The organism is Arthrobacter sp. P1_B9, assembly GCF_056406495.1.
This window is the reverse complement of sequence record NZ_JBFUAA010000003.1, coordinates 234,870-255,732: the sequence shown is the minus strand read 5'-3', so window position 1 is coordinate 255,732 and position 20,863 is coordinate 234,870. Positions and strand designations below refer to the sequence as shown.

Below are 20,863 nucleotides of genomic sequence, written 5' to 3'. Positions count from 1 at the left end.
CTGGATTCATGACCGAGCCTGCACACCCTCAGCCCCGCTTCACCGTCGAGACAGCCAAGGTCCTGGCCGAGGTGGCCCACAACCGCCAGAAGGACAAGCTCAAGCGGCCATACCGGGAACATGTGCTCGCCGTCGGGGACTCCCTGGCGGACTTCGACGACGACATCCGGATCGCCGGGTACCTCCACGACATCGCGGAGGACACCCCGATGACGCGGCAGGCACTGCTGGACATGGGGGTCTCCGAGCGTGCCGCGGACATCATCGAACGGGTCACTAAGCGCCTGCATGAGAACCCGGACGACTACCAGGCCGGCATCCGGTACATCGCCGAGGACCACGACGCCACGCTCGTGAAGATTGCCGACAACGCGTACAATTCGCTGCCCGAACGGGTCAAGGCGCTGGCCGAGAAGTGGCCGGACAAGCCCCCGGTCACCCGCTACGACGATGCCCGCCCGGTGCTCTACGCCGCCGTTCCTGTCGAGGAAACCCGGAAAATCCTGGCCCGGATCAATCCCTGGCTGTTGAACGAACTCGACGACATGCTCGACGAGGCGGACGACACGGACTACGAGTTCCTCTCCTATGACGCCCCGGCAGCAGACGCGGCAACAGACGCCCCGGCAACGGCCGCTGCAGCAGACGCGGAAGCTGCGCCGGGCGATGCTCCGGCCGGCGACACCGGGTCCGCGCGGGACTGAGCATGCGCGCCTACGTCCTCACACGCTACGGCGGCCCGGACGCGATGGAACTCCGGGATGTTCCGGTTCCGCAGCCCGGCCCGGGTGACGTCCGGATCAAGGTCGCCGCGGCCGGGCTGAACCCGGTGGACTTCAAGTTCCGCCGGGGCGCGCTCCGGCCCATCAGCCATGTCCGCCTGCCGATCGTGGCCGGCTGCGAACTCGCCGGGACGGTGGATGCAATCGGACCCGGGCCCAACCGCTTTTCCATCGGCGACCGCGTCTACGCCCGGGTGGACAAGGCCAGGCTTGGAGCCTTCGCCGAGCTGGTGTGCGTGCAGCAGGAATTGGTGGCCGCCATGCCGGCGTCGCTCGGATTCGCCGAGGCCGCAGGACTGCCGCTGGCCGGGCTCACGGCGTTGCAGGCCCTCCGCGATGAACTTGCCGTGGGCCGCGGCACCCGGCTCTTCATTTCCGGCGGCGCCGGCGGGGTGGGAACACTCGCCATCCAGTTCGCCAAGTATCTCGGCGCCCAGGTCACCACCACGGCATCGGCCCGCGGCGAGGCGCTGGTGCGCCGGCTGGGGGCGGACGCCGTCATCGACTACAACCGGGAGGACTTCTCCGCGGTACTGCATGATTTCGATGCGGTCCTGGACCTGGTCGGCGGCGTGACCCTCAGGGATTCCTTCCGCATTCTTAAGTCCGGCGGCAGGGTGGTATCCATCGCCGGCGTTCCCGAGCCGCTCACCGCGACGAAAGACCTGGGCTCGCCGCCGATGATCACGGCCGCTTTCTGGCTGATGAGCATGGGCATCCGCCGCCGCGCCCGGAAGGCGAAGGCCAGCTACCGTTACCTGTTCATGCACCCCAGCGGGGATGATTTGCGCACTCTGGCGGCCCTCGTCGACGCCGGCCACGTGCAGCCGGTCATGGACCGCACCTACCCGTTCTCTGAGATTGCGGAGGCCTTTGCAGCGCTCGAACAGGGCCACGCCAAGGGCAAGATCGTCGTCACCCTCTAGCGGCTCCCGGCTGCCGGGCCCGCCACAGCAGGCCGATGTACACCAGGTCAAAGACGCTGCAGAGCGCCCCCACGCCCAGGATCAGGGGCGAGTTGCCGTACCAGCCCAGCGCGATCGTGGGCGCGAGGGTGCCGACCCACTTGGCCACGGCGATCAGCAGGGTCTGGCCGCGGGTGCCGCCCCGGGCGGCGAACATGGCGATGAACAACCCGGACATCAGCAGGTTCTGCAGGAACGCCGCGTAGCGGGCCGCGTCGTCCCAGCCAAACTGGACGACGAACAGCAGCTGGACCGCGAAGGACGTGACGCCCAGCAGGAGCGCCCAGCCGATGAACAGCCGCCGCGTCACCCAGCCCGGCAGCTCGGAGCGGCCGAACCTCAGGAAGGTGTACACAATCACGACGTCGGCCAGTCCCCACGCGATATTGAAGACCCCCTGGGCGGTGATTCCCGTCGCGATGGAGCGCGTGGCGTAGATGGCCTCCCAGGCGAAATTCAGGGCCAGCGCGGCGGCCGGGATCGCGTAGCTCCGGTCCCTGAAGCCGATCCGGATGGCATCGACGTAGACCACGGTCCAGGCCAGACCGCTCACAATTGTGAGAAACAGGATCACGCTGCCTCCACTAGGCAATGACGGCTCGGCAATGACTGCAACGCGGGGTCACTTGGCGCCCATGCAGAGCCCCAACATGGGCCGCAACTGACCCCGCGTTGCTTCCCCTACACCCGGCCTAGGTCGTCGATGTCCTCCAGGAACTGCTGGTGCACTTCGGCGCTGACCGTGGTCCGGGTGTCGGCGATCGCGTCGAGGTAGTCCTGGGTGGCCGGACCCTTCCGGACGGCTTCGCGGACTGAGGCGCTGCCGCCGGACGCCGCGCCGCCGTCGTCGTACACCGCCTTTTCCAGCGCCCGCTGGGAGGCGCTGCGGGCCGCGTACTCAATGTCCGCGGGGGAGAACCCCTCGGTGCGGTCCACCAGCAGCTCGACATCGACGTCGTCCACCACGGTGGCAGGGATGAAGCGCTGCCACATGGCCTCGCGGGCCTGGCGGTCCGGCAGGCCGATCGGGATGACGTAGTCGAAGCGGCCGTGGCGCAGGAATGCGGAGTCCAGGGCGCGGATGAAGTTGGTGGCGCAGACCAGAAGCCGGCCGGGCTGTTCGCGGAAGGCCGGGATGATCTTGAGCAGTTCGTTGGTGACGCCCTGCAGGGGCGACGGCGGTTCGCCGGAGCGCTGGGAGGCGATCTCCTCCACCTCATCGATGAACACGACCGCGTGCTCGAGTTCGGCGATCTCCAGGAAGGTCTCGCGCAGCGCCCCGGCCAGCCCCTTGGGGTCTGAGGCCAGCCGGGAGGGGAAGACCTCCACGAACGGCCACTCCAGCCTGGAGGCGATGGCCTTGGCGAAGGTCGTCTTGCCCGTACCGGGCGGGCCGAAGAGGACCACCGCCCGGGGCGGCACCACCCCGTATTCGTCGGCGAGGTCGGCCTCGGCGAGGGGAAGGACCAGCCGGCGTTCCAGCAGTTCCTTCTCGTTGCGCATGCCCGCCACGTTTTCCCAGAGGTCGCGGGCCAGGATCCGGCCGCCGAGCTGGCTGAGCGGCTCGAGTTCCTGGCGCTGGACCGGGATTTTCCGCTCAAAGTAGCGCAGGTTCTTCTTCAGGGCGAAGCCGCGGCTCAGGAAGGCCTCCACCCGGGTTTCGGATTCGGGCATCAGGGCCGAGAGCTTGTTGAGCCCGTGCGGGGCCATCCGGTTCTCGACTGAGGCCAGCAGCGAGGTGCCGATGCCGCGGCCCCGGTAATCGGGCAGGGTGGCCAGGAAAACGATCCAGCCCTGGTCGTGGGCGGCGCGTCCGACGGCGGCGCCCACCACCTGCTCGCCCTGCACCGCGACGACGGCGTGGTCCTTTTCGCAGGAGGCGAGCACCTCGGAGAGGGCGTAGACCGGCTCGACGTTGGTGGCCTTGAGGGATTCCCAGAGGTGCAGGATCCCGTCAAGATCGGCCGAATGGAAATCCCTGATCCGCCAATTGGTCATGAGCTGTCTCCCGGGTGGTTCGTCGCTGAGCCATGTTGAGTCTGTCCGCTGAGCATATGCGAACCACGTGCAGGAGAGGTTGCGGGGACGTTGCGTTACGCGGACCCGGACTGCCGGGATGTTACTCCGAATCCCCGCCGGTCCCACGCACGGGTCGGTTGGCCACGAGCGGATACGGGCCGGTGAACCCGTCGCGGACGGCGGCGATCTCCAGGATGCGGTGCCGGCAGAGGCGCCAGCCGAGCATCAGCAACGGGATGATGACCGCGAGGGAGGCGATGGTCCACGTTCCGACTGGCGAGTCGAAGGCCATGAGGACCAGCACCGCCAGGAGGAAGGCCAGGGTGATCCAGCCCGTGACGGGTGCGCCCGGCATACGGAACGCGGGCCGGAGCAGTTCTCCGCGGGCTGCGAGCCGGGCGAGCTGCATCTGGCACAGGACGATCATGGCCCAGGTGCTGATGATGCCGAGCGATGCGACGTTCAGGACGATCTCGAAGGCCTCGGCCGGGACCACGGCGTTCAGGATCACGCCCAGGACAGCCACTGCGGCAGTGAGGGCGATGCCGCCGTAGGGGACACCGGACTTATTCATCCGGCCGGCGAATTTCGGCGCGGAACCGGAAATGGACATCGAGCGCATGATCCGGCCGGTGGAGTAAAGGCCTGCGTTGAGCGAGGACAGCGCCGCGGTAAGGACCACGAGGTTCATGATGGCGTCCACGCCGTCGACCCCGATGGAGCCGAAGAATGTCACGAAGGGGCTTTCGCCGGCCTTGTAGGAGCTGTAGGGCAGCAGCAGGGAGAGCAGCACGAGCGAGCCGACGTAAAACACAGCGATGCGCACGATCACCGTGTTGATGGCCCGCGGCATGATCTTTTCGGGGTTTTCGGTCTCGCCGGCGGCGGTGCCGATCAGTTCGATCGAGGCGTAGGCGAACACGACGCCCTGCATCACCACGATGGCCGGCAGCAGGCCATTGGGGAACATGCCGCCGTTGTCAGCGATGAGGCTGAAGCCGACCTCCTGCCCGGCCACGGGCGTGCCGAAGATGACGAAGTAGATGCCGACGAGCAGGAAGGACACGAGCGCCACGACCTTGATGAGCGCGAACCAGAATTCCAGCTCGCCGAACACCTTGACGCTGATCAGGTTCAGGCCCAGGACCAGGATCAGGGCCGCCAGCGCCCAGGTCCACTGCGGCACGTCCGCGATGGGCGCCCAGTATTTCTTGAAGAAGTTCATGTACAGCGCGACGGCGGTGATGTCCACGATCGCGGTCATGGCCCAGTTCAGCCAGTACAGCCAGCCGGTGACGAACGCGGCCTTCTCGCCGAAGAATTCGCGGGCGTAGGACACGAACGAGCCGGACGAGGGCCGGTGCATCACGAGTTCGCCGAGCGCGCGCAGGATCATGAAGGCGAAGAACCCGCAGACGGCATAGCTGATGATCAGGGCCGGACCGGCGGTGGCGAGCCGGCCGCCGGCGCCCATGAACAGGCCGGTGCCGATGGCGCCGCCGATCGCGATCATCTGGACCTGCCGGGGTTTCAGGCCTTTGTGGTAGCCCTGGTCCTCGGCGTGGAGCGCAGCCCCCGAGGCGTGGGCATGCGCCGGAATGGTGTGGTCGGTGACGGCGGATTGTGGCTGGGTCTGCTGTTGAGCGGGCAGTTTTTGGGCGCGGGCAGTGTCAGGAGAAGTCATGGGGGTCCTTCGGGGTTCGGAGGGGCGCTACTTGCTCAGGTTGGCCAGGCGGTGCGGGCTGAGGAGCTCGGTGAGCTGCTCGTCGGTGAGCAGGCCGTGTTCGAGGACTAGTTCCGCGACGCCCTTGCCGGTGGCGAGGGCTTCCTGGGCGATGGCCGTGGCTGTGGCGTAGCCCAGCTGCGGGTTCAGGGCGGTGACGAGGCCGATGGATTGTTCCACGGTGAGGCGAAGGTGTTCGGTGTTGGCGGTGATGCCCCGGACGCAGCGGGCCGTGAGGGTGCGGCACGCGGCTTCGAGGTGGGAGATGCTCTTGTGGAGGCTGTGGACGATGATGGGTTCGAAGGCGTTGAGCTGGAGCTGGCCGGCCTCGGCGGCCATGGTGATGGTGACGTCGTTGCCGATCACCTCGTAGGCGACCTGGCTGACCACTTCCGGGATGACCGGGTTGATCTTGCCGGGCATGATCGAGGAGCCGGACTGCACSGCGGGGAGGTTGATCTCGCCGAAGCCGGCGCGCGGGCCSGAGGAGAGCAGCCGGAGGTCGTTGCAGATCTTGGARAGTTTCACRGCGACCCGYTTGAGCACRCCGGAGAGGTGCACGAAGGCGCCGACGTCCTGGGTGGCCTCGATCAGGTCCRCGGCCGTGACGAGCGGCAGGCCGGTGATTTCGGCCAGGTGCCGGCAGGCGGCCTCGGCRTATCCGGCGGGGGCGTTCAGGCCGGTGCCGATCGCGGTGGCRCCGAGGTTGATTTCGTGGATCAGCAGGTCGGCCTCGGCCAGGCGGAGCCGGTCCTCGCCGATCGTGACGGCGTAGGTGCCGAACTCCTGGCCGAGSGTCATGGGGACGGCGTCCTGGAGCTGGGTGCGGCCCATYTTSACCACCGTGCGGAACTCGAGGGCCTTTGCGGCGAAGGCGTCTTCGAGCTCGGTGAGGGCCTGGAGCAGTTCCCGGGCCGCGAAGATCGTGCCGAGCTTGACCGCGGTGGGGTAGACGTCGTTGGTGGACTGGCTGAGGTTGACGTGGTCGTTGGGGTGCAGCCGGGCGTAGTCGCCCTTCGGGTGCCCGAGGATTTCCAGGGCCCGGTTGGCGATGACCTCGTTGGCGTTCATGTTCGAGGAGGTCCCGGCGCCGCCCTGGATGACGTCGACGACGAATTGYTCGCTGAGTTTGCCGTTCATGACCTCGGTGCAGGCTTGCCCGATGGCGGCGGCACGCCCGGCGTCGAGCAGTCCGAGCTCGTGGTTGGTGCGGGCGGCGGCGAGTTTCACGGCGGCCAGGCCGCGGACCAGGTGCATGTTCGAGGACAGTGGCTGGCCGGTGATGGGGAAGTTCTCCACGGCCCGGAGGGTGTGGACGCCCCAGTAGGCGCCGGCGGGAACATCCCGGTCGCCCAGGAGGTCGTGTTCGGAGCGGAATTCTGCGCGTTCGTCGAGCGAGGTCATGGCGGTCCCTTACAGGTCTTTGGGGGCGGGGGAGATCTTGGGGTCAGCGAGGAAATCGGTGGCCTGCAGCAGCCCTACGGGCCGGCCGCCGCCCAGCACAGGTGTGGCGGCGAGGCGCGCCAAGGGGGAGGTGTCGACGTCGAGCGCGGCCAGGACCCGGACGGTGACGGGCATCCGGGCGCGGTCTCCGCCGTCGGAAACCTTCACGGCGAGGGCGCGGCCGTCCGGGAGGCCTACCAGCTGGACGCCCTCGAAGCCGTCCTTGGCGAGCAGGCCGGGGACCAGGCGCATCAGCGCGGTGACGTCCCGGTCCTCGCCCGCAACCATCTCGGGGTGGCGGCGCATGGCGCGGCCGACGGCGGCTTCCGCTTCGGCGGCGTCCGCTTCGCCGGATCCGGTCGCGGCAGCCGCGGCCAGGCGGCCAAAGGCGCGGGCCATGCCGCGCAGCGTGAGCGCGAAGAGCGGGGTGCCGCAGCCGTCAGTGGTGGTGCGCTGGGGGTCTTCACCGGTGAGGTCCGCCACGGTCTGGGCCACCAGCTGCTGCAGCGGGTGCGCCGGGTCCAGATAGCCCTGGACCGGCCAGCCGTTGATGACGCAGGTGGCCGCCATGGCGGCATGCTTTCCGGAACAGTTCTGCGTCAGTTGGGTGGCCCGGCCGCCGCCGCCGAGCCAGTCTTCGCGTTCGCGGGCGCCGTAGGGGAGATCGGTGCTGTTCTCGAGGTCCGCTGGCGTCAGGCCGTGCAGCTCCAGGATGCGCCGGGCGCCGTCACGGTGGCTGGCTGCGCCGGAATGGCTGGCGGCGGCGAGGGCGAGCAGTTCGTCCGGGAGGTCCAGCCCGGCGCGGACCATGGCGACGGCCTGCAGGGGCTTCAGGGCGGACCGCGGGTAGAACGGGGCGAGGGGCTCCCCGGCAGTGAGTAGGATCTGGCCGTCCGCTGCGGTGGCGATGACCGAGCCGTAGTGGACACTCTCGACCAGCCCGTCCCGGGTCTGGACCGCAAGCGGGACGTGCTGCGGCAGCCACTCCGGGGCGAGCGGGGTCGGGGTGTTGTCGAGGGCAGGGGAAGTCATTGCGTCCTTTGGCGGTGGCGGTTGATGCGGTTGTGGTGGCTGGTCACTGTGTTGGTGCTGGTTTTGCCGGTGCTGACCAGATTGCTTCCGGCATTGCTGACGGAACCAGGCACCAGGCGCCTGACGTCAGGCGTTGAGGATCGAGTCGAGGGCAATGCCAACGGCGTGCAGATGCTGGCTCATGGCGATGCGCGCCGTCGCCGCGTCGCCGGCTTCGATCGCGGCCAGGATGCGCCGGTGCTCCTCGTCGGACGCGTGCTGGCGGTCCGCCACCATGTTCAGGGTCTCGGACTGGTGGGCGAGGGCGTCCCGGATGTCCGCGACGACGTTCTCGAAGACCTTGTTGCGGCTGGCCCGCGCGATCAACGCGTGGAAGCTGGAGTCCAGGCCCACCCAGACTTCGGGGTCGTCCTCGCCGCTCATCGCGGCGACGATGTCGCGCAGCGTTGCCAGCTCCTCGGCCGAACGGCGTTCTGCAGCCAGTCCGGCGGCGGGAACCTCGATATGGGGACGCGCCTCCGTGAGGTCGCGGGCCGAGTATTGGCCCAGGACCAGGTCCTTTGCCACGCGGTTGGCGACGACGAACGTGCCCCGCCCGGTCTTGGTGACCGTCAAGCCCAGGGCGGTGCAGGAGCGCAGGGCCTCCCGGATCACGGAGCGGCTCACGCCGTACTGCTGGGCAAGAGTGGCCTCGGAGCTCAGCTTGGCGCCGATGCCGAGCCTGCCGGATTCGATCTCGGTGCGGAGGACGTTGAAAACGGCTTCGGCGGCACTGAGGCGAGCCAATGGCTGTCCTGCTGTCCGGCTGTCTGACAGGTTCACGCTTTAAAATATGGCAGGGATCACACCGGGGTGTCAAGTATGACGGCGGCCCCGGGGGTCCGGGGCCGCCGTCGCCGCTCGGGCCGGAGTTCCGGCGGCGGCCTACTTGCCTGGGTTTGTGTCCGGGCTGCTGGCCGGGACTACTGGACCTTGGACGGGCGGGTGCGGACCAGCGCGGTGACGCCCGCGGCCAGTCCGATCAGCCCTGCGGCCAGCCCGATCCAGCCGGCGGCGGATCCGCCGTCACTGGACATGCCCGCTGCCGCTGCCGGGGGCGCCGAGGGTGCGGTCGTCGTGGCTGCGGCGGGGACGGCTGCGCCGTGGGCGTCGGCGTCCTTGGCCGTGGTCACGAAGGAGGGTGCCGGGTGCCCGGGTTCGGCCTGGCCCTCGACCGTCTTCTCGTCCCACTTGACGACGGTTCCATCGGTGTACGTCTGGGCCGTCGGCAGCGTCACTGTGGTTCCCGCGTCCGGCAGGACGCCGACGGACAGTGAGAAGGCCTGGTACTCGTCCGGTCCGATCTGGTGGGCCTCGTCCGCGGTCCAGACCACGGAACTCGGGGCCTTGGTGACCGTGGCGCCGGCGATCGTGATCGGCTTCGGCAGGTCGCTCGTGGTGATGACGGCCTTCCAGCCCTCGACAGGCTTCACCGACACCGAAGTGAACGGGGTGTCCGTGGGCAGCGTGACTTCGAGTTTGCTGGTCTTGGCCGACTCGGACTCGCTGGGGACATTGAACGTCAGGTGGCTGTAGCCGCCCGCGGCCGGATCATCGGTGTCGACGTGGACGTGGGCGGAGGCGGCTGCTGCGCCGGCGGCGAGCAGGCCCGCGGTCATCGTGGCGGCAGCGGCGGTTTTGAGGGTACGGCGAAGGGGGGACTTCATGGCAAGGGTGCCTTTCACTAACGGATATCAGGTGGGGAGCCGTCCGGTGCGTTGTCCTTCCGGCGGTAGCAGTGGGGTGGCCACCTGCTGTCCCCGTCCATATGTGAAAGGGAATGATGTCAGGCGGCGGGCGACAGCTCCGGAGGTCCGCGCCTGGTCGGCAGGCGGAGGCCAGCCCGGGCTTTGGGGAGGACCAGGTTGACCGCGCGGGGGCGGGGGACGTGCACGGGCGCGGCGGCGGAGGGCTGGGGCAGCTGCACGAGCGGGCGCAGCCAGGAAGCAAGTCCGGACAGGGCACGCTCGCTGTGGGCGAGCAACAGTGCCGTCCCGAGCGTCGCCACCGCGTGTGCGGCGAACATGGCTCCGCCCATGTCGGCCGCCGAAACCGCCATGGAAGGGTCGGACATCGCCGGGGCAATGGCAGCCGCCGAATGGCCCGGATGGCCCGGATGACCCGCAGCCATCCGGGCCTGGAGGGCCGCGGGCGCCCCTGAGGACAAGGTGCCGAAGGACCAGTGCAGCCACAGCTGCCCTGCGCCAAGCAGGCCGGCCAGGGCCGGAAAGGACAGGCGGACGCGGGTCAGTACGGCCACGGGGACCATCGCCACGGCACACAACGCCGTCACGATCGCCGGCTCGGGCAGCCGTCCGCCGCCGGCCAGGTGGCCACCGGCTGCCAGCGCCACGATGATGGATCCGATCAGGCCGGTGCGGAACAGCCGGAAGGAAGCGCGCGTCATCGTGTGCAGTCCTTTCCGGATTCCGTGGGGTCTGGTTGTCGCTTAAGTCCCTTAAATCCTACGGGCCATTGCGAACCGTCACGCCCGCGCGCGGCTGAACCGCCCAATCTGTGGAGGCAGGGCTGCGCCAGCCGTGCAGTGATGGCGGGTGCCTTCGGTCGCCGGCAGTTGCCTCTGCCTGCCCAGTGCGCCGGTACGTACGTGCCGTTATAGCCCTGTGCAGGCATCTTGGCCCGTCCTATACTGGAAATGCCTGCAAAGCGGCACGTTCGTACCGCCATGGTTCGATCCCGCAGGGTTCGATCTCACAGGTTGGTACGCACACAGGTTCGATCCCGCAGGTTCGTACGCACGAACGCCGGACCCTCGGACGTATCTTGATCAACGGGAGGTGGCCATGGGGAACGCATTTCCGGGCGAACTCGCTGCCGAGGCCCGGGCCCGGCGCGGGTCGCTCCGTCTGAGCCAGCGTGAGCTGGCCGAACTGGCCGGAGTCTCAGAGCGCTTCGTCCGGTTCGTCGAACAGGGAAAACGCACGGTGCAGCTGGACTCCCTGCTGGCGCTCCTGGACACGCTGGGGCTGGAACTCCGGGTCCAGACCCGGACCAGCGCCGCAGCCCGTGCCCTCGCAGGCCCGGTGGCCGGCCTGCGGGCCGACGGTGAACTGCGGGACGGGCCGGAAGCCCGGCCATGAGGCACCGGATCGCGGATATCTACAAGGCCGGCGTGCTGGCGGCCCGGCTGGAGCGGCACGACGGCGGCACCAGGTTCAGCTACCTGCCGGCCTATCTGGCGTCCGGGGGCCCCGCCGTCGCGAGCTCCCTGCCGCTAACGCCGGAACCCGTACTGTCCGCGGCGGGGGCAGCCCCGCCGTATTTCACCGGGCTTCTGCCGGAGGGCCGGCGGCTGAATGCGTTGCGCCGTTCCATCAAGACCAGCGTGGATGATGAGCTGTCCTTGCTCATCGCGGCCGGTGCCAACCCGGTGGGTGACGTGCAAATCGTTGGCCATGGCGAGAAGCTGGACCCGGACGAGCACGCCGTCGAGCTTGACCCCGCAACGCCCGTGGATTTCGATGCCCTGCTGGGCGACTCCGGGCTGATCGACCCGGTGGCCCTGGCGGGGGTGCAGGACAAGCTGTCCGCTGGAATGATCTCCATGCCGGTGGCCAGCGCCGGCCGGCGCTACATCCTCAAACTCAACGCGCCCGAGTTCCCGCACGTCGTCGAAAACGAGTACGCGATGTTCCGGTACGCAGCGCGGCTGCGGATCCCTCTGAGCCGGGTCCAGCTGATCCGCGACGTCGCCGGGCGGCCCGGGTTGCTCGTGGAACGCTTCGACCGGGTGCCTTTAGCCAGTGGCACTGTAGCCGGTGGCACTGTATCCGGTGGGCCTGTCGCCGGCGCGTCGGGGCCCAAGGCGGCGGCCAGGTCGCCGCGGGCCGTGCAGCGGCTCGCCGTCGAGGACGGTGCGCAGGTGCTGGGCCTCTACCCTGCGGACAAGTACAACGTGGGATACGGGCAGGTGTGCCATGCGCTTGCGGCGTATTGCGCGGCACCGCTGCCCGCGGTGCGGAATTTGGCCCTCCAGGCGGCATTTGCGTGGCTGACGGGCAACGGCGACCTGCACGCGAAGAACGTTTCCATGGTGCAGCAGCCGGCCGGGGAGTGGTCCATCGCGCCGGTATACGACATCCCGTCCACGGTCGTCTACGGGGACAAGACACTCGCCCTGACCCTGGACGGCAAGCGCACAGGGATTTCCCGGAAGCACTTCCTGGGCTGGGCCGCGGGGATGGGGCTGACTGAACGTGCCGCCGTCCAGGTGCTGGAACTGGCGCTGAAGGCCTCGGAACCGCTGCTGGTGGACCTTCAGGCGGGCACGGCGTTCCGCTCCATGACCGACGACGGCGCCTCGCCGTTTTCAGCGATGGTCACCCGCGACTGGGTCAAGGAACTCAAACACCGGCGCAGGCTGCTGGCCGGGTGATGCCGCCGGCGCCGGCTCGGCTTGCGCCGGATGCCGTTGCCGGACGGGGTTGCGTGGAGCCTCAGAGGTGCTGGATGCCCGCCCGCTGCATGGCGTCTTTGTAGACCTCGACGTTCTTGGCGAGGAGCTCTTCCTGCTTGGCCGGAGATACCGCGAAGGCGCGGCCGCCAAGTGCGGTGGCCTTGTAGATCTTGACACCATGATTCTTCAGCGAGGAATGGTAGGTCTTCTCGAAAAGCGTCAGGAAGGAGTGGGCGTCCGCGCCGTGCGCAATTACGGCCGAGACGCGCTTGTTGATCTTGAGGAACTGGCGGAAGGGCCGGAGGCCGTCCGTCTTCTCCTGGACGTTCAGGGCCGAGGATGCCTCCGGATCGCGGATCCACGGGTAGGCGTTCCACGGCATCACATAGCGGGGGTCCAGCTCTGCGGCCTCGTAGATGGAGGTGGCGCGGCGGGCGGCTTCATCGTCGTTGAAGTGCGAGACAAAGCCCGATTCGGTGCCCTTGCCCGGGCTGATATGCAGGCTGACGATCCGGCATTCGTCCTCGTCGTGGATGGGGTCGATGTACGGGACCACGGATCCAGGCTTCTTTTCCATGAGTTCGTCACACAGCTGCGTCACGGCGGCGATGTTCGGCTCCTGCAGCAGGGTCTTCTTTTCGTCCCAGTCAATCGTCACGATTTCTCCCTCAGCACTTGGCGTCCAGAATCAGGCGGCTTCCTCCACTCTACGCTTTCGCGGCAGGGGGTGTTTCGGCCGGGACCTATTCGGCCGGGGCTGCGCGGGGGTTTGCCCTGAGTCAACGCGCCCTCTGGTGACGGCCGTGAGGCGGGCGTAGGCTTAAAGCGCCTGCAGGTAACCATCTGATGACTCCGGGTTGTTCGGGACACGGAAGTGTCCGAGCCGTCTCTTAGCGAGATCGCGAAGGTACCTGCAGGCCTGACGTCCGCCGCCGCCCAGGTGGTCGGGCGCTTTTCTTCGCCGCCGACCTGCTGGATGCGATGAAGCGTGGCGGAGCCGAGGGCAAGAGCCGCGAATCGAGTGCTTCGAATAGCGGCCTGTCGCCCGGCAACTGTGCCCCGAGGCCGAGCCAATGTTCGTTCGGGCCTGCACGGCAGCCAGCGGACTGGTCCCTATGCCGCTGCCCCAACTTTGGGCTTTCCACGCCTGAGCGTTTTGGCTTGGTGCCGGAGCTGGCGCCGATGGCGGGAGCCCGGCTGGGACCTCGGCTGGTCTGTGGCCGTTAGGCGAAGCGGCGTGCCCGGCAGGGGTGGCGCCGTGGAGTAGTAGCTGTGGCCTGTCGGTGTCGTCAGCTGGAGCGTGTGGCGGGGGCCGGGGGCCGGGCGTGCTTTCCAGCCGGGGGTTTCCTTGGTGTGGTTGCAGGCTTCGCAAAGTCCGGCGGCGTTGTCCGTGGTGGTCGGGCCGCCGGTGTGCCAGGGAATGATGTGGTCCAGGTGGCGGATGGGCGCGTCGCAGTAGGGGGTGCGGCAGGTGTCGTCGCGGGCCTTGATGAAGCGGCGGTGCCCGGGTGGGAAGAGCCGGGCGCGGGAGTCCATCCCCACGAGCTCCCCGCTCCCGGGGTGGGTGTAGAGCCGCCGGAGCCAGAGGTTGAACGCGGGGTCATCGCCGCTCCCTCCGGTGCCACCCGGTCCAGGGCGACCACTGTGCCCCGGACCGCCGGACTGGCCGTCACCGTTTCTGTCCGTGTTTCTGTCCGTGTTTGGGGCCGCGGCGCCGGGTGCAGGGGGACCACTGTATCCCGGGGGACGGCCGGGTCCGGGGGGACGGCCGCCTTCACCTCTGTGTGCACCCCTTGTGCCGTTGATGAGGGTGCGGGCCCAGCCGGCGGGGACGGTCCCGTAGCCGGGCAGGACGGCCGGTTCGGAGTCTCCCTGGAAGAGGGTGCGGTCGGTGATGACGAGCTGGATTTCGACGCCGGTGATCCCGCCCGGGGTGCCGGTGGTGCGTTCGACCAGGGCATCGGCCATGAGCTGCCCGCGGCCCCTCGGGTCCCCGGCGGCGCGGAGGGTGTCGGCGTGCCCGTTCAGCGCCTTGTAGACGGCGACGCCGGCGGTCACGGGCAGCAGGGCGGTCAGGCAGGTCATCGCATCGGGGGCCGGGCGGAGGCTGACGTGCCGCTCGGTGGCGGCGTGGGCGGCGCGTTCGGTGACGGAGCGGGGGTCACGCCGGTACGCGGCGGTGCGGGCCGCGGCGACCAGGGACCGGTCACCGGCCCCGGCGAACGTCCCGGCGTCGGGCGCCAATTCCTCGTCGACGGCGGCCCGGTCGGCGGCGGTCAGGCAGGCGGTTTCGCGTACGAGCAGGGTGGCGCGCCATTCGTTCAGCTGCCCGGTTTCCAGGGCGGTGAGGGTGTGCGGCATCTCGGTGATCAGGGCTTTGGCCAGGCCCAGGAGCCGGCCGCCCCTGGCGGGGGATTCGTGCCGGGCCAGGGCGATCTGCGCGCCGACACCGGCGCCAAGCCTCTCGGCCGGGACCCCGAGCCGGGCTTGTTCGCGGCGCTGGAGCAGGTCGAAGGCCACGGCGAGCCGGGCCTGTTCCGCGGACGCGGCGGATTTCCAGTCTTCCAGTTCCCGGAGCCGGTCAATGATCCCGGCACTGTCCGTGGGCGGACAGCCTAAGCCCATCGGTCCGGCGGCCACTCGGCCCGCCAAGGCCGCCTCTGCGGTGCCCGGAATGGCGGCGGAATCGCCCGCGGCGCGACTGAAGCCACCGTCGCCGTATCCTGCCGGAGCCACTTCGGGCCCCTGATTGCCGTCCATGAATCCAGTGTTTCAGAGACCCCCGACAATAACGCGCCTGTACTCCTCAGCCGAAGCTAGGCGTCACGGATTGCCGGCGGACTCAGCGGTTGCGGTAGTAGTCCTTCCAGACCAGGCGATGGAGGGGGATCACCCGCGGCAGCGACCGTAGTCCGGGGATGAACGGCAGCAGGGCCAGCAACGCCGTCAGCACGAACATCGTGACGACTACGAGGGCATCGGCATTAGGCGCGGACTTGAACGGTTCCACTTGGTAAAGGAGCGAGAAGAGCCACAACCAGGACTGCCCAGGCGTATCGCCGGTTTCGTTCATCACGCCCCACTGATCCCCGGAGAGGTGTTGGCTGGCCGCAAGATCCGGGAAGTAGCCGCCGTCGCCCAAAAAGAGGAGGCCGCGCGTGTAGTCCATGTTGTAGAAGTTTCCGCCGCTTTGCAGCACGCCGTCCAGACTGCCTTGGCGCGCCATCTCCAGCAGCGCTCCGGTCAGTGCAGGGACCGGGCCATAGTCGCCGTCGCCCACCTGGGCCGGGTCGTTATCCGGCGCAGCGGCAAGGGCGTCCGAATAGGCAGCTGCCCAGGCTGAGCGCTGCTGATCCGTGGCGGCCGTCCAGCTCGCCAGCTCTGCCGGCGGCGACGGCAGCGACGCCAGCGGGGCGATCACGAAGTCATTGGCGGTATCAACCGGGAGGCGGACGCCGGAGAGGCTTTGAAGGTCCACGGGGCCGATGTTCTGCGTCGCGTCCGGGGTCGAGTTGTAGGGCGGCCCGTATCCGGCAGTATCGCTGGTGCCGGCCAGTTCCTTTGCAGCGGTGCCAACGAAATCCGCCGGGGCGGCCGTGGCCCACGCCTTGGGGCTCACGCTGGGCTCATCAGGGGACCCGAAGATGGCGGACACACCGAGCACGAGCAGGCCGACCACCACAACGCCGATGATCAGTTCCTTGATGAGGTCATACTCGCGGACGCTGCCCGTCCAGGGCCGGCTGGCAACGTCGTCTGCCTTCCGCCAGGAGGTACTGCTGTTTTTTCTGGTCATTGCACTGCGCCCCCGGATTCTGTGCCCCTGGGTTCGGTGGCCTCCGGAGGTTCGGTGGCCTCCGGAGGTTCGGTGGCCTCCGGGCGGTTGTGAAGCAGCTGGGCGTCGGACTCCGCGGCATCCAGTGGAGGTGCAACGCCGTGGACCCGGACCAGCAGGACGTGCAGGACCACCACGGCGCCCACGGCCAAGGGCAGCAGCGTGACGTGCCAGGTGAAGAGCTGACCGACGTTGGCCACATTGAACCAAGCGCCTACGCCGACTGCGTTCAGCGCATCCTTCGCTTCAAAGGCAATCCACTGCGAATCGAAGTTCGTCTGGAGCAGATACCCGGTGAAGGCCGCCACGATGGAAACGACAAAGGAGATCACGCCGGTGATCCAGGTCAGCACCCGGCCCCCGCGCCAGGCCGCCATCCAGAATTTCAGCCACAGGTGCACCACCATGAAGATGAAGAAGAACTCCACGCTCCACAAATGCGTGCTGTTGACGAAACTCCCCAGCGAGGACACGTGATACCACTGGGGTCCGTTCAGTCCCAGCACGATCCCGGAAACGATGATCCACAGCAGGGACGCGATGGCCCCCATGCCGAATACGTACGCCCAGGATGCCACGAAGCTTGGCTGGTCCTCGGGCAAGAGTTTGTCCGGCGGAAGCTTCCTCAGGAGCCACCGGCGGGCCCTGCCGGTCAAGGTGCGGGCGTCTGTTTCATCGACCTGCGCACCGTGTCCCGGTGTTGCGGGGGCAGTCATTTCCGCCGCTTCCCTCCGGGAAAAGGCAGGACCAAGGCCAGGATGAACAAGATGATCATCACGACGATCACGATCAGGTTTCCGGATTGGATGGTGAAGCCGTCCCAGCCAAAATATGTTCCATCACCAACCATGCCAACGCTTGCCACGAGCCATCCAGACATGAGCTGCTCGATTCTTTTTAGGATGCCGGTTCAACTCCACCACTGTCACGTATCCGCAGACAGGGTCTTCTGCCCCGTTTAGGCGCCCTTCCGGGACCCCGTGTTGCTGTGCTGCGGTGGATTAGGCTGGAGCCGTGACCCGCCTCATTCTTGCCTCCCAGTCCCCCGCCCGCACCAAGCTGCTCCACAACGCCGGCATCGCCCACGAGGTCCTCGTCTCGGACGTGGATGAGGACGCCGTGCAGGCCCGCTACGGCGTGACGGATCCGCATGACACGGCCCTGTTGCTTGCCCGGGCCAAGGCAGAGGCCGTCGCGTCCCTGCCCGAGGCGGACGGCGCAATCGTGATCGGCTGCGACTCGGTCTTCGAGTTCGACGGCGAGGCCCACGGAAAGCCCTACACGGCCGACGTCGCCCGGGAGCGTATGCTCCGCATGAGCGGCAGCATGGGCGTCCTGCACACCGGCCACTGGCTCGTGGACTGCCGCGACACGGCCGTCGCAGACGCTGACACAGACGCAGACACCGACGGCGACGACGGCGCGCGCGGCACCGGCGCCACCCTGGGCTCCGTGTCCTCGGCCGAGGTGCACTTCATGGAGATGAGCGCCGGGGAAATCGAGACCTACATCGCCACCGGCGAGCCGCTGCAGTGCGCCGGCTCCTTCACGATCGACGGCTACGGCGGGGCATTCATCCGCAAGGTCGACGGCGATCCCCACACCGTCGTCGGGCTCTCCATCTCCACCCTGCGTGCCCTGCTCGGCCAGGCGAATGTGGGCATCACCGAGCTCTGGACCGGCGGGGCTGTGGACCCGGCGGACGTCCGCGCCGAGTAACGACGGAATGCGTGGCGGAGTGAGCCAATTCGCCGCCCTTTGTGGCAACCCTACAAAGGAAGGGCCGTATACGCGCGGAATCCGCAAGTAATATCGGCGGAACCCTCAAAACCGCGCTAGGCTCCCTGAAGGAAAGAAGGAGACGCCTTGTCAGCAAATTCGGAGCAGTCCGCACCCACCGTGCCGGGATCAACGCAGTCATCTACAGCCGCGGGCATCCGCCGGCTGACCAAGGTGCTGATCGCCAACCGCGGAGAAATTGCGGTGCGCATCATCCGCGCCGCCCGCGATGAAGGCATCGCCTCGGTGGCTGTCTACGCGGACCCCGATCGCGACGCGCTGCACGCCCGGCTCGCGGACGAGGCCTACGCGCTCGGTGGCAACACCGCCGCGGAGTCCTACTTGGTGATGGACAAGATCATCGACGTCGCCCGCCAGTCCGGCGCGGACGCCATCCACCCCGGGTACGGGTTCCTGGCCGAGAACGCCGAGTTCGCCGCCAAGGTGATCGATGCCGGCATTACGTGGATCGGCCCCTCCCCCGAAGCGATCTCTGCCCTGGGCGACAAGGTCCAGGCCCGCCACATTGCCGAGAAGGTTGGCGCCCCGCAGGTCCCCGGCACCGCCGACCCGGTCGAATCCGCCGAGGAAATCCTCGACTTCGTGGACAAGTTCGGCCTGCCCGTCGCCATCAAGGCGGCCTTCGGCGGCGGCGGACGCGGCATCAAGGTGGCCCGCACCCGCGAAGAAATCCCCGAACTCTTCGAATCCGCCGTGCGCGAGGCCACCGCCGCCTTCGGCCGCGGCGAGTGCTTCATTGAGCGCTTCCTGGACGCCCCGCGCCACGTCGAGACCCAGTGCCTGGCCGACGCCCACGGCAACGTCGTGGTGGTCTCCACCCGCGACTGCTCGCTCCAGCGCCGGAACCAGAAACTCGTCGAGGAAGCCCCGGCCCCGTTCCTCACCGAGGAACAGAACCGCCGGCTCTACGAATCCTCCAAGGCCATCCTCAAGGAGGCGGGCTACCTCGGCGCAGGCACCTGCGAATTCCTCGTCGGCCAGGACGGCACCATCTCCTTCCTCGAGGTCAACACCCGCCTTCAGGTGGAACACTGCGTCTCCGAGGAAGTCACCGGGATCGACCTCGTCCGCGAACAGTTCCGGCTGGCCCGCGGCGAGGAGCTCGGCTACGGCGACCCGGAAGTCCGCGGCCACTCGATCGAATTCCGCATCACCGGCGAGGACCCGGGCCGGAACTTCATGCCCGCCCCCGGCACCATCACGGTACTGAAAAACCCCACCGGTCCCGGTATCCGCGTCGATTCCGGCGTGGAGCAGGGCGATGTCATCAGCGGCAACTTCGACTCCATGCTCTCGAAGCTGATCGTCACCGGCGCCACCCGCGCCCAGGCCCTGCAGCGCTCCCGGCGGGCACTGGAGGAAATGGTGGTGGAGGGCATCCCCACCGTCATCCCGTTCGACCTCGCGGTGGTTTCCAATCCCGATTTCGCACCGGCCGAAGGCCCCTTCAAGGTCCACACCCGCTGGATCGAGACGGCCTTCGTCAATGACATTCCGGCCTGGACCCCGACCGGCACCGAGGCTGAAGCGGCCGACGCCGGTGACCGCCAGCGCGTCGTCGTCGAGGTCGGCGGCAAGCGCCTGGAAGTCGTGCTGCCGGCGTCGCTGGGCTCAGTCGGCAACGCCGCAGGCGCAAAGCCGGCCAAGGCCAAGAAGCGCTCCCGGGGTGGCGGCGCACCCGCGGCCGCGAGCGGCAACGCCCTGACCTCCCCCATGCAGGGGACCATCGTGAAGGTGGCCGTCGCCGAGGGTGACACGGTCGCCGAGGGCGATCTCGTCGTCGTGCTCGAGGCGATGAAGATGGAACAGCCGCTCACCGCCCACCGCGCCGGCATCGTCATCGGCCTCGCCGCAGCGGCCGGCGAGACCGTGTCCGCCGGCGCCATCATCGCCATGATCGAGGACGGCGCCGCAGAGTAAGCGGCACACGGTACGGCGACGGCGGACGGCCGGCGCCGCTGCCGGTTGCGGGCGCGCCTCTGGCGCGTCCGCAACCGGCCAGTAGAGACTTGGAGTGTGAAGCCATTCCTGCTCCTCGCCTCGCGCGCGGAGGACACCGCCGCCGAGGACGAATACCGCGCCTACCTTCGCTACTGCGGACTCCGGCCCGAGCAGCTCCACCGCATCCGGATGGAAGCCGCCCCGCTGCCAACGCTTGAGTTGTCCGACTATTCGGGCGTCATTGTGGGCGGCAGTCCCTTTACGTCCAGCGACCCGGCCGAGCACAAGAGCGCCACCCAGCACCGGGTGGAGCGCGAACTCGCCGGGCTGCTGGACAGGATCGTGGCCGAGGACTTCCCGTTCCTCGGCGCCTGCTACGGCGTCGGCACCCTCGGACTGCACCAGGGCGCCGTGATCGACCGGACGTACGGTGAAGGGCTCGGCGGCGTCACCATCAAACTGACGGCGGAGGGGCTGCAGGATCCCCTCCTGCGCGGGCTGCCGGAGAGCTTTACGGCGTTCACCGGCCACAAGGAAGCCTGCACCGTCCTGCCCTCCCATGCGGTGCTGCTGGCCAGCTCGGCCGCCTGCCCGGTGCACATGTTCCGGATCAAGACCAACCTGTACGCGACGCAGTTCCACCCCGAGCTCGATGCTGAAGGGCTCGTCACCAGGATCGATATCTACCGCCATGCCGGCTACTTCCCGCCGGAATCGGCCGAAATGCTCATGGATGACGCCCGGCAGTTCACTGCGACAGAACCGATGAAGATCCTGCGGAACTTTGTGGAGCGCTACGCGAGCTGAGCCCCGCCAACGCTGAAGCCTGGCCCCGCAGCCCCGCAAAACGCAGAAGCCCGGTGTGTT

At 68.3% G+C, this 20,863-nt stretch carries 20 protein-coding genes; 7 read left to right on the top strand and 13 right to left on the bottom strand.

The genetic code is table 11. From position 1 onward, the window contains the following. Positions 1 to 8 precede the first annotated feature (8 nt). Together AC1D1A_RS06115 and AC1D1A_RS06110 are read left to right on the top strand one after the other, a co-directional pair. Positions 9 to 704: an HD domain-containing protein gene (locus AC1D1A_RS06115; protein WP_476947343.1), complete on the top strand. Its 696-nt coding sequence runs from the start codon at positions 9 to 11 to the stop codon at positions 702 to 704. Between the two features lie 2 nt (positions 705 to 706). Next, entirely contained in the window at positions 707 to 1,708 is a 1,002-nt protein-coding gene (locus AC1D1A_RS06110) for an NADP-dependent oxidoreductase (protein ID WP_476947342.1), read from the top strand. Here the strand turns inward: AC1D1A_RS06110 and AC1D1A_RS06105 are convergent. From AC1D1A_RS06105 to AC1D1A_RS06070, 8 genes are all read right to left on the bottom strand, one after another. Continuing rightward, entirely contained in the window at positions 1,698 to 2,321 is a 624-nt protein-coding gene (locus AC1D1A_RS06105; RefSeq protein ID WP_476947341.1) for a transmembrane-type terpene cyclase, read from the bottom strand. The genes AC1D1A_RS06110 and AC1D1A_RS06105 overlap by 11 nt on opposite strands. Before the next feature lie 107 nt (positions 2,322 to 2,428). Then, positions 2,429 to 3,745, bottom strand: coding sequence for an ATP-binding protein (locus AC1D1A_RS06100; protein WP_230008091.1), 1,317 nt, complete (start codon positions 3,743 to 3,745; stop codon positions 2,429 to 2,431). 121 nt (positions 3,746 to 3,866) lie between these two features. Further along, positions 3,867 to 5,450 carry an amino acid permease gene (locus tag AC1D1A_RS06095; RefSeq protein ID WP_476857715.1) on the bottom strand — a complete coding sequence of 528 codons (1,584 nt, stop codon included), beginning with the start codon at positions 5,448 to 5,450 and terminating at the stop codon, positions 3,867 to 3,869. A 27-nt stretch (positions 5,451 to 5,477) separates the two neighbouring features. After that, entirely contained in the window at positions 5,478 to 6,893 is a 1,416-nt protein-coding gene (locus tag AC1D1A_RS06090) for an aspartate ammonia-lyase (protein ID WP_476947340.1), read from the bottom strand. A gap of 9 nt (positions 6,894 to 6,902) precedes the next feature. Beyond that, positions 6,903 to 7,964, bottom strand: a complete 1,062-nt coding sequence (locus tag AC1D1A_RS06085) for an asparaginase (protein WP_476947339.1) — start codon at positions 7,962 to 7,964, stop codon at positions 6,903 to 6,905. A gap of 126 nt (positions 7,965 to 8,090) precedes the next feature. Continuing rightward, positions 8,091 to 8,786 carry a FadR/GntR family transcriptional regulator gene (locus AC1D1A_RS06080; protein WP_476851857.1) on the bottom strand — a complete coding sequence of 232 codons (696 nt, stop codon included), beginning with the start codon at positions 8,784 to 8,786 and terminating at the stop codon, positions 8,091 to 8,093. A gap of 140 nt (positions 8,787 to 8,926) precedes the next feature. Next, entirely contained in the window at positions 8,927 to 9,670 is a 744-nt protein-coding gene (locus AC1D1A_RS06075) for a YcnI family copper-binding membrane protein (RefSeq protein WP_476851858.1), read from the bottom strand. A gap of 119 nt (positions 9,671 to 9,789) precedes the next feature. Next, entirely contained in the window at positions 9,790 to 10,410 is a 621-nt protein-coding gene (locus AC1D1A_RS06070) for a hypothetical protein (RefSeq protein WP_476947338.1), read from the bottom strand. A gap of 397 nt (positions 10,411 to 10,807) precedes the next feature. Here AC1D1A_RS06070 and AC1D1A_RS06065 point away from each other — a divergent pair, with 397 nt between their 5' ends. Both AC1D1A_RS06065 and AC1D1A_RS06060 read left to right on the top strand, forming a co-directional pair. Continuing rightward, positions 10,808 to 11,104: a type II toxin-antitoxin system Y4mF family antitoxin gene (locus AC1D1A_RS06065; protein ID WP_223914978.1), complete on the top strand. Its 297-nt coding sequence runs from the start codon at positions 10,808 to 10,810 to the stop codon at positions 11,102 to 11,104. After that, entirely contained in the window at positions 11,101 to 12,399 is a 1,299-nt protein-coding gene (locus AC1D1A_RS06060; protein ID WP_476947337.1) for a type II toxin-antitoxin system HipA family toxin, read from the top strand. Before AC1D1A_RS06065 ends, AC1D1A_RS06060 begins: the two co-directional genes overlap by 4 nt. A 61-nt stretch (positions 12,400 to 12,460) precedes the next feature. Here the strand turns inward: AC1D1A_RS06060 and AC1D1A_RS06055 are convergent, their stop codons facing one another. From AC1D1A_RS06055 to AC1D1A_RS06035, 5 genes are all read right to left on the bottom strand, one after another. After that, the gene (locus AC1D1A_RS06055; RefSeq protein WP_028276890.1) at positions 12,461 to 13,078 is read right to left on the bottom strand and encodes a uracil-DNA glycosylase family protein; all 618 of its coding nucleotides are present in this window, start codon (positions 13,076 to 13,078) and stop codon (positions 12,461 to 12,463) included. A 455-nt stretch (positions 13,079 to 13,533) separates the two neighbouring features. Further along, complete coding sequence (locus AC1D1A_RS06050) at positions 13,534 to 15,180, bottom strand: HNH endonuclease (RefSeq protein ID WP_476947336.1); 1,647 nt, start codon at positions 15,178 to 15,180, stop codon at positions 13,534 to 13,536. 82 nt (positions 15,181 to 15,262) lie between these two features. Next, positions 15,263 to 16,216 carry a hypothetical protein gene (locus tag AC1D1A_RS06045; protein WP_476947335.1) on the bottom strand — a complete coding sequence of 318 codons (954 nt, stop codon included), beginning with the start codon at positions 16,214 to 16,216 and terminating at the stop codon, positions 15,263 to 15,265. After that, a complete protein-coding gene (locus AC1D1A_RS06040) occupies positions 16,213 to 16,971 on the bottom strand; it encodes a cytochrome b N-terminal domain-containing protein (RefSeq protein WP_476872729.1) in 759 nt (252 codons plus the stop codon). Before AC1D1A_RS06040 ends, AC1D1A_RS06045 begins: the two co-directional genes overlap by 4 nt. Further along, positions 16,968 to 17,135 carry a hypothetical protein gene (locus AC1D1A_RS06035; RefSeq protein ID WP_223914108.1) on the bottom strand — a complete coding sequence of 56 codons (168 nt, stop codon included), beginning with the start codon at positions 17,133 to 17,135 and terminating at the stop codon, positions 16,968 to 16,970. Before AC1D1A_RS06035 ends, AC1D1A_RS06040 begins: the two co-directional genes overlap by 4 nt. Positions 17,136 to 17,269: 134 nt before the next feature. Here AC1D1A_RS06035 and AC1D1A_RS06030 point away from each other — a divergent pair, with 134 nt between their 5' ends. From AC1D1A_RS06030 to AC1D1A_RS06020, 3 genes are all read left to right on the top strand, one after another. Next, positions 17,270 to 17,974: a Maf family protein gene (locus AC1D1A_RS06030; protein WP_476947334.1), complete on the top strand. Its 705-nt coding sequence runs from the start codon at positions 17,270 to 17,272 to the stop codon at positions 17,972 to 17,974. A 147-nt stretch (positions 17,975 to 18,121) separates the two neighbouring features. Continuing rightward, positions 18,122 to 19,975 (top strand): acetyl/propionyl/methylcrotonyl-CoA carboxylase subunit alpha, encoded by a 1,854-nt coding sequence (locus AC1D1A_RS06025; protein ID WP_476859105.1) that lies wholly within the window; start codon positions 18,122 to 18,124, stop codon positions 19,973 to 19,975. Positions 19,976 to 20,071: 96 nt separating this feature from the next. Continuing rightward, complete coding sequence (locus AC1D1A_RS06020) at positions 20,072 to 20,803, top strand: glutamine amidotransferase (RefSeq protein WP_476851866.1); 732 nt, start codon at positions 20,072 to 20,074, stop codon at positions 20,801 to 20,803. Positions 20,804 to 20,863 lie beyond the last annotated feature (60 nt).

What these genes read in the sequence shown, in the direction of transcription:
- AC1D1A_RS06095 (WP_476857715.1), bottom strand. Translation starts at nt 5,450, where the DNA reads ATGACTTCTCCTGACACTGCCCGCGCCCAAAAACTGCCCGCTCAACAG.
- AC1D1A_RS06050 (WP_476947336.1), bottom strand. Translation starts at nt 15,180, where the DNA reads ATGGACGGCAATCAGGGGCCCGAAGTGGCTCCGGCAGGATACGGCGAC.
- AC1D1A_RS06110 (WP_476947342.1), top strand. Translation starts at nt 707, where the DNA reads ATGCGCGCCTACGTCCTCACACGCTACGGCGGCCCGGACGCGATGGAA.
- AC1D1A_RS06085 (WP_476947339.1), bottom strand. Translation starts at nt 7,964, where the DNA reads ATGACTTCCCCTGCCCTCGACAACACCCCGACCCCGCTCGCCCCGGAG.
- AC1D1A_RS06115 (WP_476947343.1), top strand. Translation starts at nt 9, where the DNA reads ATGACCGAGCCTGCACACCCTCAGCCCCGCTTCACCGTCGAGACAGCC.
- AC1D1A_RS06045 (WP_476947335.1), bottom strand. Translation starts at nt 16,216, where the DNA reads ATGACCAGAAAAAACAGCAGTACCTCCTGGCGGAAGGCAGACGACGTT.
- AC1D1A_RS06100 (WP_230008091.1), bottom strand. Translation starts at nt 3,745, where the DNA reads ATGACCAATTGGCGGATCAGGGATTTCCATTCGGCCGATCTTGACGGG.
- AC1D1A_RS06065 (WP_223914978.1), top strand. Translation starts at nt 10,808, where the DNA reads ATGGGGAACGCATTTCCGGGCGAACTCGCTGCCGAGGCCCGGGCCCGG.
- AC1D1A_RS06075 (WP_476851858.1), bottom strand. Translation starts at nt 9,670, where the DNA reads ATGAAGTCCCCCCTTCGCCGTACCCTCAAAACCGCCGCTGCCGCCACG.
- AC1D1A_RS06060 (WP_476947337.1), top strand. Translation starts at nt 11,101, where the DNA reads ATGAGGCACCGGATCGCGGATATCTACAAGGCCGGCGTGCTGGCGGCC.
- AC1D1A_RS06040 (WP_476872729.1), bottom strand. Translation starts at nt 16,971, where the DNA reads ATGACTGCCCCCGCAACACCGGGACACGGTGCGCAGGTCGATGAAACA.
- AC1D1A_RS06070 (WP_476947338.1), bottom strand. Translation starts at nt 10,410, where the DNA reads ATGACGCGCGCTTCCTTCCGGCTGTTCCGCACCGGCCTGATCGGATCC.
- AC1D1A_RS06035 (WP_223914108.1), bottom strand. Translation starts at nt 17,135, where the DNA reads ATGTCTGGATGGCTCGTGGCAAGCGTTGGCATGGTTGGTGATGGAACA.